14 protein-coding genes and 3 pseudogenes are annotated in these 12,488 nt (G+C 69.7%); 9 read left to right on the top strand and 8 right to left on the bottom strand.

Going from position 1 to position 12,488, the window contains the following annotated elements:
- Positions 1–302 precede the first annotated feature (302 nt).
- Positions 303–896 (bottom strand): NAD(P)H-dependent oxidoreductase, encoded by a 594-nt coding sequence (locus tag IF88_RS0123515; RefSeq protein ID WP_030715886.1) that lies wholly within the window; start codon positions 894–896, stop codon positions 303–305.
- A gap of 89 nt (positions 897–985) precedes the next feature.
- Entirely contained in the window at positions 986–1,498 is a 513-nt protein-coding gene (locus tag IF88_RS49390) for a putative immunity protein (RefSeq protein ID WP_324617208.1), read from the bottom strand.
- Between IF88_RS49390 and IF88_RS49385 the strand changes: the two genes are divergently transcribed.
- From IF88_RS49385 to IF88_RS0123480, 6 genes and pseudogenes are all read left to right on the top strand, one after another.
- Positions 1,469–1,843, top strand: coding sequence for an AAA family ATPase (locus tag IF88_RS49385; protein ID WP_107050617.1), 375 nt, complete (start codon positions 1,469–1,471; stop codon positions 1,841–1,843). The genes IF88_RS49390 and IF88_RS49385 overlap by 30 nt on opposite strands.
- 330 nt (positions 1,844–2,173) lie before the next feature.
- On the top strand, positions 2,174–2,977 hold the full coding sequence (locus IF88_RS0123505) for an alpha/beta fold hydrolase (RefSeq protein WP_030715880.1): 804 nt from the start codon (positions 2,174–2,176) through the stop codon (positions 2,975–2,977).
- Positions 2,977–4,257 (top strand): PP2C family protein-serine/threonine phosphatase, encoded by a 1,281-nt coding sequence (locus IF88_RS0123500; protein WP_030715877.1) that lies wholly within the window; start codon positions 2,977–2,979, stop codon positions 4,255–4,257. The genes IF88_RS0123505 and IF88_RS0123500 overlap by 1 nt, the downstream gene beginning before the upstream one ends.
- Before the next feature lie 40 nt (positions 4,258–4,297).
- Positions 4,298–4,741: an STAS domain-containing protein gene (locus tag IF88_RS49380; RefSeq protein WP_324617207.1), complete on the top strand. Its 444-nt coding sequence runs from the start codon at positions 4,298–4,300 to the stop codon at positions 4,739–4,741.
- A gap of 228 nt (positions 4,742–4,969) precedes the next feature.
- A pseudogene (locus IF88_RS40720) lies at positions 4,970–5,753 on the top strand (sigma-70 family RNA polymerase sigma factor).
- Between the two features lie 166 nt (positions 5,754–5,919).
- Positions 5,920–6,468, top strand: coding sequence for a GNAT family N-acetyltransferase (locus IF88_RS0123480; RefSeq protein ID WP_030715871.1), 549 nt, complete (start codon positions 5,920–5,922; stop codon positions 6,466–6,468).
- 66 nt (positions 6,469–6,534) lie between these two features.
- Here IF88_RS0123480 and IF88_RS40715 read toward each other — a convergent pair.
- The 6 genes and pseudogenes from IF88_RS40715 to IF88_RS0123450 form a co-directional block, all read right to left on the bottom strand.
- Positions 6,535–7,191 (bottom strand): annotated as a pseudogene (locus IF88_RS40715) (transposase); the annotation flags it as partial.
- Positions 7,192–7,428: 237 nt separating this feature from the next.
- Positions 7,429–7,833: pseudogene (locus IF88_RS0123465) on the bottom strand (IS5 family transposase); the annotation flags it as partial.
- Between the two features lie 87 nt (positions 7,834–7,920).
- The gene (locus tag IF88_RS0123460; protein ID WP_030715863.1) at positions 7,921–8,556 is read right to left on the bottom strand and encodes a VOC family protein; all 636 of its coding nucleotides are present in this window, start codon (positions 8,554–8,556) and stop codon (positions 7,921–7,923) included.
- 186 nt (positions 8,557–8,742) lie between these two features.
- Positions 8,743–9,021 (bottom strand): hypothetical protein, encoded by a 279-nt coding sequence (locus IF88_RS46640; RefSeq protein ID WP_158754524.1) that lies wholly within the window; start codon positions 9,019–9,021, stop codon positions 8,743–8,745.
- A gap of 125 nt (positions 9,022–9,146) precedes the next feature.
- Entirely contained in the window at positions 9,147–9,599 is a 453-nt protein-coding gene (locus tag IF88_RS0123455; protein WP_030715862.1) for a hypothetical protein, read from the bottom strand.
- Between the two features lie 218 nt (positions 9,600–9,817).
- Positions 9,818–10,549 carry an SDR family NAD(P)-dependent oxidoreductase gene (locus tag IF88_RS0123450; RefSeq protein ID WP_030715861.1) on the bottom strand — a complete coding sequence of 244 codons (732 nt, stop codon included), beginning with the start codon at positions 10,547–10,549 and terminating at the stop codon, positions 9,818–9,820.
- Between the two features lie 95 nt (positions 10,550–10,644).
- On the opposite strand from IF88_RS0123450, the gene IF88_RS0123445 reads away from it, so the two are divergent.
- From IF88_RS0123445 to IF88_RS48105, 3 genes are all read left to right on the top strand, one after another.
- Positions 10,645–11,496 carry a LysR family transcriptional regulator gene (locus IF88_RS0123445; RefSeq protein ID WP_030715860.1) on the top strand — a complete coding sequence of 284 codons (852 nt, stop codon included), beginning with the start codon at positions 10,645–10,647 and terminating at the stop codon, positions 11,494–11,496.
- A 204-nt stretch (positions 11,497–11,700) separates the two neighbouring features.
- Positions 11,701–12,126 carry a DUF4259 domain-containing protein gene (locus tag IF88_RS0123440; RefSeq protein WP_030715849.1) on the top strand — a complete coding sequence of 142 codons (426 nt, stop codon included), beginning with the start codon at positions 11,701–11,703 and terminating at the stop codon, positions 12,124–12,126.
- Positions 12,127–12,164: 38 nt separating this feature from the next.
- Positions 12,165–12,488 (top strand): hypothetical protein (locus tag IF88_RS48105; protein ID WP_107050616.1); only part of this gene is annotated, 324 nt, incomplete at its 3' end.

Below are 12,488 nucleotides of genomic sequence, written 5' to 3'. Positions count from 1 at the left end.
CGGAAATGGGACGGGAGCCCCGGCGGCGCACGGCGACAACGAGAACTCGCCTGCGACTTCGACCGGTGTGAACGGGGGACCCCCCGGTGCCCCCGGCTCCTCGACGCACGTCAAGAGCTGACGTGCTGTCACAATGATGAAACATCAGTGCGCTTGTCACCAAATTGGCCGAGGACTTCCGGCCAGCATGGCCACATCCGCCAATATCTTCGCCTCTGCCTCCTGTCCGTCAGGAGGCAGAGGCGCACGTCGGCGCACGTCGGCGCACCCGCGAACACGCGCGGCGCCCCATCCGTCACGGTTCAGGTCAACAGTGCGGCGGCCTGCCGACGTGCCTCGGCGAGCCACGCCGCGCGGTCCTCGTCGGCCGAGTCGGTGACGGTACGGAAGACGACGCGGCGCACGTCGGCGACTCCCACGTACGGCAGGACGCATGCCGACCAGATGCTGTGCAGCGGGTCGCCGAACTCGGACTCCTCGCGATCGGCGGGGGTGTCGGAGGTGTTCAGGACGAGCGCCCGGCCGGCCTTCAGGAGCCCCGCGGGCTCCCCGTCCGCGGTGCCCAGCTTGTAGGCGACGCCGGGTACGAATACGCGCTGCACCCAGCCGGCCAGGACGGCCGGTGGCATGCCCCACCAGTTCGGGTGGACGAACACCATGGCGTCGAGCGTCCCCACCTCGGCCCGGTGGAGCGCCACCTGCGCGTCGTGGGCCTGCGACGCCGACCGGACCGTCTCCGTCTCCTGGGCAGCGAGTGACGGTGCGAATTCCTCGGCGCACAGATCGTGCGCCACCACCTGGCAACCGCGCCCGCGCAACTCCTCCACCACCGCGTCGAACAGCGCGTGATTGAAGCTTCCCGGCCGCGGATGTGCGAGATACACCCCTACGCGCATGACTCTTCCCCCAGTCGACACGAGCCGCCCCTCGGCTGATCGTCATTATCCGTGAGTCGCCGCTCACCGGGGCGGGCGGGCCTGGCCGGTCAGCGACGCAATGCCGAGTCCAAGTGGTGGCGCAGCGCGGCCAGTCGGCTACGACCGGGCTCGCAGGCCGGCATCAGCCGGATCAGTGCGCGGACTTCCGGGGGTGCGTGCCCGATCGCCCATCGGAGTTCCTCGTCACCGACGGCCGCGTCCTCGCCCGCCGAGAGCTCGCGGGCGAGCGCGGCGTATATCGCGGGCCCGTGAATGTGCTTCGCCTGGTGAGGCGTGGCCAACGCATGGATGTACGGGGCCGCTGCCGCGTAGCACGCGGCGCGAGCGGCGGACGCCGCGGGCGGATCGTCGACCTCGCCGGCGGCTTTGAGGCCGGCCCAGGAGGCGGCCCGCAGCCGTGCTGTCCGCTTCCCCGTGTGCGTGAAGGCCCGGAGGGCCTCGAGGGCCTCGCGAGGGCGGGTGTCGTCGGGAGCCTTGGCCTCGAACAGGGGCAGCACCCGCTCGGCGCAGTCGGCAGCCCAGAGTCCGAGCTGTCGGCGGTCTTCTTCGCTGATCGTCACCTGGTTCACCCGCACATCCTGCCGGTCGTCGAGGCCGCCCGCACCGGCACGAAGCCCGCCGCGAGCGGCGACCCCGAGCAGCTCCAGGCTGGGGGCGTGGGCGGGTGGCTCCGAGAGGTCCACCGCCTGGTCGACGGTGAGGCCCGCACGGAGAACCGGCGCCAGGAGCCCGAGGTGGAGCGGGCCGCGCTGGAGGTGTGGCGGACCGGCGACCACCAGCGGGCGCTGGAGATGCTCGGCGCCGGTGGCTGGGCCCACGCCGTCGCGACCGCCGCCCGGGCCCCCGGGGAGGCGGCCTTGTCCCCGGTGTCCTTGGGACGTCCACCAGGGAGGCGTACCTGGTGAACACGACGACCTGAAAACCGGATCGCTGTCCGGTCGTCGGACCAGGTGAGATGCACACCCGCCGCCGGAGGCACCACGAGCGCCCCCGGGGGCGTTGCTCCATGGCCCTGGCGCCTGCGCTTCGTTCTTCCAAGGGCTGACCGGCACCTGTGCAATATCCGCGTGGCCGACTGCGCGCGGTTCGAGTTCATTCCGGTGGCCGACGGCGCCGGCAACAGTCGGATCGCGCCCTCAAAGCTGCCTCGGGGACGTGTGAAGGCGTGGTGGGGCGTGTGGGGTGATCCGGGGGGATTGCCCGAGTGGTGGGTGTGGCCTGAGAGACTGCTCGGTATGGATATCCAGCGCAGGAACAATGTCACCGTGACCGGCAATCCCCAGGGCCCGACGGTGGTCCTTGCGCACGGGTTCGGCTGCGACCAGAACATGTGGCGCCTCACCGTCCCCGCACTGGCCAAGGACTACCGGGTGGTGCTGTTCGACTACGTGGGTTCGGGCCGCTCGGACCCTTCGGCGTTCTCCGAGGCCCGCTACGCATCCCTCGCCGGTTACGCCCAGGACGTGGTGGACGTGTGCGATGTGCTCGACCTTCGAGGCGCGGTGTTCGTGGGGCATTCGGTCTCCGCGATGATCGGTGTGCTGGCCGCCGGGATGGCTCCGGAACGGATCGGGGCGCTGGTGATGGTGGCGCCCTCTCCCCGGTACATCGACGACGAGGGCTACCGGGGCGGGTTCAGCGCGCAAGACATCGACGAGCTGCTCGACTCGCTGGAGTCGAACTATCTGGGGTGGTCGGCGGCGATGGCGCCGGTGATCATGGGGAACGCCGAGCGGCCCGAGCTCGGTGAGGAGCTGACGAACAGCTTCTGTGCCACCGACCCGGCGATGGCGCGCGTCTTCGCCCGCACCACCTTCCTGTCCGACTCGAGGGACGACCTCAAGAGGGTGAGCGTGCCGACGCTGGTGCTGGACTGCACCCAGGACGCGATCGCCCCCCGGGAGGTCGGCGCCTACGTGCACCAGGCGATCCCCGGCTCGACACTGGTCACTCTGGATGCGACCGGGCACTGCCCGCACATGTCCGCACCCGAAGCCACCAACGAAGCGATCACCGGCTTCCTGGCCGGCCTGCGGTGATGTGCCGTACCGGTCAGCAGTCCGACCCGCACGACGCCGGCGACGACGAGACCTCGGATGCGGCCTTCGCCGCGCTGCTGGAGGACAGCGCGGAGGAGCTGTACGAGCGTGCACCGTGCGGGTACCTGTCCACGCTGATGGACGGCACCATCGCGAAGATCAACGCGACGCTGCTGGACTGGCTGGGCATGAACCGGGAGGCGGTGGTGGGGCGATTGCGCTTCACCGACCTGCTGACCGTGGGCGGCAAGCTCTACCACGAGACGCACTTCGCGCCGCTGCTGCGTATGCAGGGCGAGATCGGCGGCATCGCCCTGGAGATCAAAAATGCCGACGGCGTCCGGATGCCGATGCTGGTCTCCTCCGTGGTCAAGCAGGGGGCAATGGGCGAGCCGCTGCTGATCCGCACCACCCTCTTCGACGCCCGCGACCGCCGCGCCTACGAAGAGGAACTCCTGCGGGCCCGCAAAGCCGCTGAAGAAGCACACCGGCAGGCCGAAGCCGACCGGGCCCGGCTCCAGGACGCCCTCGCCGCACTGCAGTCATCGCTCCTGCCCGACACCCTGCCGGCCATACCCGGCATGGAGAGTGCCGCGCACTACCGCACCGCCTCGCCCGACCGGCTCGGCGGCGACTTCTACGACGTCTTCCCCCTCGACGCCACACGCTTCGCCTTCTTCCTCGGCGACGTGTGCGGCAAGGGCCCGGAAGCCGCCGCCGTCACCTCGCTCACCCGCTACACCCTGCGCACCGCAGCCCTCCACGACCCCGACCCCGTCTCCGCCCTCACCACCCTCAACAAAGTCCTTCACGAGCGCTTCAGCACAGGCGACCCCCGCTACTGCACCGCCATCTTCGGCACCCTCGAACCCGACCCGGGCACCGGCCAGGTCACGGTCCACCTGGCCTCGGGCGGCCACCCCCCGGCCCTCGTCCTGCACGCCGACGGCACAGCCGACTTCCTGCCCACCCCCGGCGGCCTCCTCGTCGGCATCCTGCCCACCGCGCCCTTCGCCCCCGCCACCACCACCCTGGGACCCGGCGACACCCTCCTGCTCTACACCGACGGCCTCACCGAAGCCCGCACCGGCGAAGGCCGCACCGACCTGTACGGAGACGAAGCCCTGCGCGCCTTCGCCACCTACCACGCCGGCCGGTCCCCGGCCGCGGTCGTGGAGGCACTGACTGGCCTGCTGGACAGCTTCGGCCATGGCCTCGACGACGACACCGCCCTCCTCGCCCTCGGCGTCCCTGCGCCCAGTTCCCAGGAGCCGGCATGAGCCCGCTTGCCATCGAGGTCCGGACACCCCGACCGGCCTGGTGGTAGCAGTCGTCGGGGAACTCGACTACGACACCTCTGCAGGCCTGCGTGACCTCTTCACCACCCTCCCCCTCGAGCCGGGCCGGCACCTCGTCCTGGACCTGGCCTGCATGAAGTTCTGCGACTCCAGCGGCATCAGCGCGCTGATCGCCGCCCGCAACCACGCCCAGTCGGCCGGAGCCGACCTCACACTCGCTGCGGTCCCGGCCAACACGCTGCGCGTCCTGCGCGTCATCGGACTCGACCAGCTCTTCCCGCTCCATCCCGACGCCGAGTCCGCAGTCGGGGACCTGACCGCAAGGCTGGCATCCTCGCCTCGGGCATGCCCACGACGACATCCCGCCGCCCGTCGAGGTCCTGCTCGATGCGGCAGGCTCGCAGAAGGGCATCACGGACCCCGGCGAGATCTGCCTGGACATGCCCTCCTCGCTGATCGCCGGTGAGGAGCTGCTGGCCAGGATCTACCATGCGATCCGGTCCTCGACGGCGAACGGTTCGAACCACTTGGCCAGCAGCGGTGCGGGAGCCAAGTGAAACGCACAACGGGCCAACTACGTGCTCAGTTTCCCAAGCAGGTTTTCGGAGGAGCCCCGCGCTTTGACCACGGGCGCTGCTCCTACAGTGGAGAGCCAGGTCAGCGGCCTGGGACTGTCTTGTAGGAGGAGTGCGGCATGGGGGATACCGGGGCGCCGGGCGCAGTGGCGGAGGGGCTTGAGGAGTACCGGGGGGAGCTGACCGGGTACTGCTATCGGATGTTGGGGTCGTACGGCGAGGCCGAGGACGCCGTGCAGGAGGCGCTGGTGCGGGCATGGCGGAACATCGACCGCTTCGAGGGCCGCTCAGCACTGCGGACGTGGGTGTACCGGATCGCCACCCATGTGTGTCTGGACGCCCTCGCATCGGGCAAGCGGCGGGCGCTGCCGATGGACCTGTCCGGCCCGAGCGGGGGCGGCACCCCGCCGGAGCCCCCGCAGGAGTCCGTCCTGTGGGTGGAACCCTGCCCCGGCGGCGACCCGGAGGCGGCCGCGACGGCGGGCGAGTCGGTCCGGTTGGCGTTCGTCGCCGCGCTGCAGCACCTGCCGCCCAGGCAGCGCCGAGCGGTACGCCACGGCCTTCTCCCGCTACGACGTGGAGGAGCTGAACATGCTCCTCCACGTCGACGCCACGTTGTGCCTGCCCCCGTACGCGAAGTGGATGCGCGGTGTCCCCGATATCCACGCGTGGCTCACCGGCCCCGCGATCGGCTGCCGCGGCTCACGTCTGGTCCCGACCATGGCAAACGGCTCCCCGGCGTTCGGCCAGTACCGCCCCCACGCCGACGGCACCGGCTACGTGCCCTGGGCCCTCCAAGTCCTCGAGTTCCGTGACGCCCAGATCAGCGGCATTACGGCCTACCGTGACACCGACCGCCTCTTCCCACTCTTCGGCCTCCCGGACCACCTGGGCGACGCGTAGCCCGACTCGACGCTCGAGCCCGAGTACTTGGCGGCGTCCTCGACAAGGGTATGAGCGATGAGGGGCCGTTGCGGGGGCGGCCGTCGACCAGCGGTTACTGAGGTTGAAGGCGTGATGTCGGGGCCTGATGCTCCCGCCGCGGGGGAGAGTCGGTAGGTTGCCTGTCATGGCTGATCTTGGACCCGTGGTCTGGCCGCCCGTCCCGTTGCGGACCGAGCGGCTCGTGCTCCGCGAGCCCGCGGCCCGGGACCGTGCGGCGTACATCGACCTGTTCGCCTCGTCAGAGGTGCGCACGTACCTCGGTGGCCCCCGACCACGTGCTGAGCTTGAGAGTGCAGTGCCTGACGTGCCCGGGCGGCGCCCTGGCGTGTTCGTGGTCGATCACGACGGGGCGATGATCGGCATTGTCACGCTCGACCGACGGGAGGCCGGGCGTCCGGGGCACGTCCGTCCTGATGCCGGGGAGGCCGAGCTCAGCTACATGTTCCTGCCGGAGGCGTGGGGACGTGGGTACGCTCTTGAGGCATGCGCCGCGGCGCTCGGCTGGTTCGCCGACGCGTTTCCCAGCGAGCCGGTGGTGCTCTGCACCCAGGTGGCCAACGACCGCTCGGTACGTGTCGCGGAGAAACTGGGGTTCACCGAGATGGAGCGGTTCGAGGAGTTCGGCGCCGAGCAGTGGTTCGGCGTGTGGTCCTCGGTCCCGCGGTCTGGTTGAGCGCGTACTCGACCACCGATCGGGGTTCCGCCTCCGGTTCCTTGAGCGCGGCTTCACAGGAGCGTGCTACGGCGGCTCACAGCATGGCCCATCGGAGCTGGACGTGAGGATGAGGCCGGTAGCGGTGAGGCATCCGTCGATGATGTCGCTGCGGTATTAGATCTGGCGGAGGCCGTGTCGGAGTCGGCGCATGAGGTGGTCGGAGTCGGCGAAGGCCGTGTTGGCCTGGGTCGTCCGGCGAAGGATTGACCAGATGCTTTCCACGGGGTTGAGGTCGGGTGCGTAAGACGGCAGGTGGTAGGCGGTGATCCAGTCCTGAGCGTCGATGAAGGCCCTCATTCGGCGGTCTTTGTGGACGTTCAAGTTGTCCCGGACCAGGACGACGGGTGCGCCGAGTTGCCGGTGGGCGGCGATGAGGAGGTCGCGGTACTCGGTCCAGGCAAAGCTCTTGCGGCCCCGGGCCTTGTGATCCGTGTGTCGTTTGGGCCGGTAAATCAGGCGGGAGGGTTCGCCGGGTTTGTAGCAGCACAGGGCGGCGATGGAGAAGCGGCGCTGGGAACGACCGCGGATCCGGATGACCGGTGTGCTGCCGCGCCGGCTCCGGGTGCGGGAGGTCGGCGGCGTCATCGAGAAACCGGCTTCGTCCTCGAAGACGATCCAGGCCCCGAGCGCCGCCGCGGTGTTTCCACGTGCGGCCGCACGTCCTTCTCCCAGCCGGCCACCGCCGCCTCGTCACACGATGTCCGTACTGCCCCGCCCGGCGGCGAACATCACCGCTGCTTCCATCCGGATCCGCTCGCGAAAGGCTTGCCTCTCCGCGGTCAGACCCCCACCCTCCGGATACCTCATACACCCGGCATACCGCGACGATCACCGATCGTCAGCCCCTACGACAACCCGCCTTCAAGGTCAGTAGCGGTTAACCGGATCGGAAGCCAGGCGTGTCGTCACCGCTGTCAGGCTCAGGCCGCCGCGTGAGCGTCCGAGGGCGTGATCGGCGGGCTCGCTGCGGCCTTCGGCCCCTTTTTGCGTGCTCCGGCGGAATGCTGGTGGGCGCGGACGACGGTGGAGTCGACCGAGACGGTCCAGCCGATGTCGTCACCGGCGTCCGCGGCCGACGGCGCGGCGGTCAGGATGTTCTGCCAGGTTCCGTCGACGGCCCATCTGATCAGCCGTTTGTGGGCGGTCTGGAACGGGCCGAGCTCGTCGGGCAGGTCCCGCCAGGGCGAGTTGGTGCGGTACTTCCACGCGATGGCCTCGCGTTCGGCGGTGATCAGCCCACCGCCGTCCACGGACCGGATCGGCCGGCATCAGCGGCTCGGTCCGGCCCCACATCGCATCAGTGATCACTGGTCGGGCAGACACATCCGATCGACTGACCAACCCATCAAAGAGACAGGCGCTAGCCAGGAGATCCCAGCCGGCTGCTCCCGCGGGGCAGTCGGGCCCTGGTCAGATCGTGACCGGGCCGTGGGCGGTGGCGAACTCAACCGAGACCAGGCCCGGCTCCTCATCCTCGACCCAGGTGACGTCGATCTGCTCGAGGGGGTGGTCGGCCGGTTCGCCGAGGAATTCGGCGATGGAGGCGGCGTCGCCGGCGATGGAGACCCCGTGGATGGTGGTGGAGGTGCGCGGGTCGGTGCTCGGGCGCTCCTCGATGGGGACCAACCACTGTAGGAAGTAGGGCAGTTGCGGGTCCTCAAGCAGTTCCAGCAGGCCGATCTGCTTCCACCTCAGGTCGAACCCGTCGGGGCGGACACGGTGGCCCTCGGCCGAGGTGCGGCCGAGGCGGGCCTCGACCGGGGCGATGTCGTCGACGGAGACCACCCAACCGAGCCAGCCGCCGCCCTCGGCGGCGCGGCGCGCGACCGCTTGGCCGAAGGGTGCGCGGTCGGCGGCGGGGTGGTCGAGTGTGGTGACGACCTCGACGTAGGTGCCGCCGCTCAGCGGGAGAATAAAGTTGCGGGTGCCGAATCGCGGGTGCACGCCCCCGTCGACGAACCCGGCGCCGAGGGCCGACCCGATCCACTGAACGGTCGAGACGAAGCTGTCGCGGGCCACCGCATAGGACACGTGATCAAGTCGCACTGCGCCATCATCACCCGACAACCCGTACAAATCCCGACGCCACGCCCGCCGCCCCGGCGGCGTCCGCCGTGGATTCAGCCGTGGAGCGGATCGATCATCGTCATCCCGGCGGGAGAGGCCCGGTCGAGCCAGGCAGCAGCGCTGCCGCCTCGTCGAGGCCCACGACCTGCTCGATAGACCCGCAGCTCAGGGCAGCTTTTCGCCTGCGCCCTGACGGTCGGCGGCGTCGCGGACAGGCTGCTGACCCGCGAGCGCCGCGGCGGCCAGGTTTTCGGCCTCCTGGCCGGAGCACGCGACGCCATCGCCGCCGGCGGCGAGGTAGTGCTCTGCGACGGACAGTCGCCACAGTGGACGGTCGTCGGCATCGCTGCGACAAGGCTGAAACGGTCGTTGAAGATCGGCCTGACGACCCTCGGCCACGACGAGACCGTTGCGATCCTCCGTGCTCGGCACCGCGACGAGCAATTGCGTGCCGGCAACATCGTCGCAGCAGACCGATCTTATTCTTCACCCTGCACTTCGACTGCACCGGGACCGAGCTCCTGGGCATGCAGCGGCCTCAAAAACGAGCGTCCCTCGCAGGAGAATGGTCAGAAGCTCCAGCTGTAGAGGCCGCCACCCGTGTCCACCGCAGACGCCGCCAGCCGGGCAACTCCCTGCAGCACCGCCAGTAGATCATCGTCGGTCATGTCGTCCCCGTCCTCAGACCGGACCCGCGTGGTCCAGCGGGCTGCAAGCTCTTCCAGCTCGGCGGAGCTCGCGTTGGCCAGCGCCCGGGTCAACCGCTGGGGCAGAGCGAACACCTCAACGCCGTCGTTCAAGGGGGGCGTGACCCACTCCGGCCACGCCCACCCAAGGAGCTGCTCAACCGGCGGGGCCTCGGCCGAAGGTTCCTCGAAGTACATGTCCCATTCGCCGATGGCACTGTCCGGCTCGAGGAATCGGCAGGTCACTGACTCAAAAGCCTCACCAGGTCCCCGCAGGCGCGTCGCAGCAGCGGTCTCGTCGTCGGCGGCGAGGAAGAACACTATGTCGTGGACCATCTGAGCATGATGTGTGACGGGACGCGGTAGTTGGAACCATGGCGGTGTGGTGACCTTGCGATTCGGATTCCCGGGTCACGATGGTTGGAACCAGTAGCGGTGCGGAGCGCTGCCCCAGGCATCAGAGCGTCGGCCGGGGCGGTCGCCGCAGTCGATGAGCCTGTTCGAGACGCGCGGGCGAAGCGGCCTCACCTGGCGGGTGATGCCCGCCGTGCACATCACCAGGGCACTACGCCGGCATCCTCGAAGAACTGGCCGGTGGGGCCGTTGTCGGGCAGGGTCGCCAGTTTGATGGCGATCGCCGCGCCCTGTTGGGGGGTGCGCACACCGCGGAAGCCGTTGAGGTCGGTCGCGACGTAGCCGGGGCAGCCGGCGTTGATCAGGATGTTCGTGCCGCTCAGCTCCCGCGCGTACTGGAGGGTGACGGCGTTCAGGAACGACTTCGACGGCGCATACGCCACGGCCACCGGACCCGTCGTCTGCTCAGCAGCGGGTCCTGACTGCCGAGTGAGGGAGCCGACGCTGCTGGACATGTTCACGATCCGCGGTGAGGCGGAGCGGCGCAGCAGCGGCATCATCGCGTTGGTGACGCGGATGACGCCGATCACGTTGGTCTCCACGACCGTCCTGATGGTGACGGGGTCGACCCGGGTGGGCTCCTGCGGCATGCCGCCGCTGATGGCGGCGTTGTTGACGAGCACGTCGAGGCGCCCGGCCTGTTCCTCGATCAGCCGTGCGGCGGCGCTCGCGCTCGCGTCGTCGGTCACGTCCAGTGGTACGCCGAACGCGTCGACGCCGGCCGCGCGCAGCCGCTCCACCGCGGCCTTACGGCGCTGATCGTCGCGGGCGCCGACGCCGACGCCCCAGCCGAGGGCACCCAGGCCCACGGCGATCTCGTAGCCAATTCCCTTGTTGGCGCCGGTGACCAGCGCAATCGTTCGTTCGCTCATGGGGACCATGCTGCCCTCGGACCCCAGTGGCAGTCCAAGATCGATTGGGTAAGCAACGATACTGTCAGGGTATGGATTCGGGGTAGCGTGGCCGGATGGAGACCCGGGAACTGCGATATTTCGTCGCTGTCGCTGAGGAGCTGCACTTCGGGCGCGCCGCGCAGCGGCTCGGGATAGCGCAGCCGCCGCTGTCACGGGCGATCCAGCAGCTCGAACGCCGGCTCGGAGCAGCGCTGCTGGATCGGACCAGCCGCACCGTCACGCTGACCGAGGCCGGCTCGGTGCTGTTGATCGAGGGCCGGGCGGCCCTGGAGGCGGTCGACGCCGCTGAACGCCGGACGCGCCGCGCAGCCCTTTGCGGGCCCGGCCGTCCCGGCCTGGTCTTGGTCACGAAAGCCAGCGCGTCCAGCGAACTGCTGGCGAAACTGCTCGACGCGTACGCCGCCGAACCCGACGCGGTCCCCGTCGAGGTCATCCTGTGCGGCCCGGCCGAGCAGGAACGACTCCTGCGCGAGGGCCGGGCCGACGTGGCGTTGCTGCATCGGCCGTTCGACTCGACGGCCGGGTTCCACACCGAAGTGCTCAGCACGGAGGGCCAGCTGGCGATCCTGCCGGCCGGGCATCCGCTCACCGCCCGACCCCATGTGCACATGGCCGACATCACCGACCTGCCGGGCCTGCCCCTGCCCCGCTGGCCCGGCCCCGCCGGCACCTACCCGCCCGGCCCCGGCCCGAAGGTCCGCGACCACGCGCAGCTGCTGCAGCTCGTCGCCCTCGGCCGGGCTTGCGCGGTCTCACCGGAGTCGTGCCGAGCCCAACTGCACGGTGACCTCGCCGCCGTGCCCGTACTGGACGCTCCGACAGTCACCACCGTGATCGCCTGGCCACCGCACAGCCGGTCCAGAGCCGTCGCCGACCTGGTCCGGACTGCGACACGTCTCCAGTAGTTCCAACATGCCTGGCCAGGTTGCACCTGTCGTGGCCCGGCTCATGATGGCAGCCCGCCGAGCTGACGCGGGTGACGGATATCGAGGCCGGGTGACACCTGTCTCGACCAGTCACATGCGGCTGAAACCCCGCTCTGGACTGCACGGCTTCTGTCAGTGGCCTCTGTCAGGATGCCCCGGTCAACATCGTGATCAGGAGAGACCATGGGCACTTGGGACGTCGGCCCCTTCGACAACGACACCGCAGCGGACTTTGGTGGTGACCTGGATGAGGTAGCTGCAGGCGAACGTGAGGGCATCGTCCGCAGTGCTCTCACACGCGTGATCGACACCGCGGCTTACCTCGAAGCACCCGAATCCGAGGTAGCCGTAGCCGCGGCCGCGCTCGTCGCGGCACAGTGCCCCGGGGGTGAGCCGGCCGATCCAATTTATGGGCCGGAAGAGACCCTCCCGGATCTCACTGGCCTGCGCGATCTCGCCCTTCAGGCCCTCGACCGCACCATGACCGAACCGTCCGAACTGCTTGACCTATGGGCCGAGTCGGATGGCGGGCCCTGGCGCGCGAACATCCGCCGCCTGCAGAACGTGCTCCTGCCACAGCCATCGGGAGAACAGCTCAGCCTGATCTGACCCACCCCGACCCTCACCCGTCCTGCCCGGAAGGTCACATGAGCCGGGACGCCCTTCTCATGCGTCTGCCCGCCGAAGTCACCTCTGTGCACGAGATCCCCGCCGACTACACCCCGGACCCGCTCGGCCGGCGCGACGACGTACGCGCAGCTGTCACTCAGGCTTGCCCCGAAGCTGACCTCTCGGACCCGGCCTGGGGCGAGCTTTTCGGCCCGACTTGGTCCGTCGAACTCAACATGGGGTCGGGAGATCCGGTGGACTCGATCATGCTCCACATCCGGGGCTCCGGCGGCGACGCGGTGACGGACCCTCGCTTCCCCGGATGTCGGGAGTTCCGGGGCCCGCTGTCGCGGGGGGGGGGG

Origin of the sequence: Streptomyces sp. NRRL F-2580 (genome assembly GCF_000720115.1) — a bacterium.
Taxonomy (GTDB): Bacteria; Actinomycetota; Actinomycetes; order Streptomycetales; family Streptomycetaceae; genus Streptomyces.
The sequence above is the reverse complement of the archived record's forward strand: the minus strand, read 5'-3'. Positions and strand labels throughout refer to the sequence as shown.

What these genes read in the sequence shown, in the direction of transcription:
- IF88_RS0123515 (WP_030715886.1), bottom strand. Translation starts at nt 896, where the DNA reads ATGCGCGTAGGGGTGTATCTCGCACATCCGCGGCCGGGAAGCTTCAAT.
- IF88_RS0123505 (WP_030715880.1), top strand. Translation starts at nt 2,174, where the DNA reads ATGGATATCCAGCGCAGGAACAATGTCACCGTGACCGGCAATCCCCAG.
- IF88_RS0123500 (WP_030715877.1), top strand. Translation starts at nt 2,977, where the DNA reads ATGTGCCGTACCGGTCAGCAGTCCGACCCGCACGACGCCGGCGACGAC.
- IF88_RS0123480 (WP_030715871.1), top strand. Translation starts at nt 5,920, where the DNA reads ATGGCTGATCTTGGACCCGTGGTCTGGCCGCCCGTCCCGTTGCGGACC.
- IF88_RS0123455 (WP_030715862.1), bottom strand. Translation starts at nt 9,599, where the DNA reads ATGGTCCACGACATAGTGTTCTTCCTCGCCGCCGACGACGAGACCGCT.
- IF88_RS0123450 (WP_030715861.1), bottom strand. Translation starts at nt 10,549, where the DNA reads ATGAGCGAACGAACGATTGCGCTGGTCACCGGCGCCAACAAGGGAATT.
- IF88_RS0123445 (WP_030715860.1), top strand. Translation starts at nt 10,645, where the DNA reads ATGGAGACCCGGGAACTGCGATATTTCGTCGCTGTCGCTGAGGAGCTG.
- IF88_RS0123440 (WP_030715849.1), top strand. Translation starts at nt 11,701, where the DNA reads ATGGGCACTTGGGACGTCGGCCCCTTCGACAACGACACCGCAGCGGAC.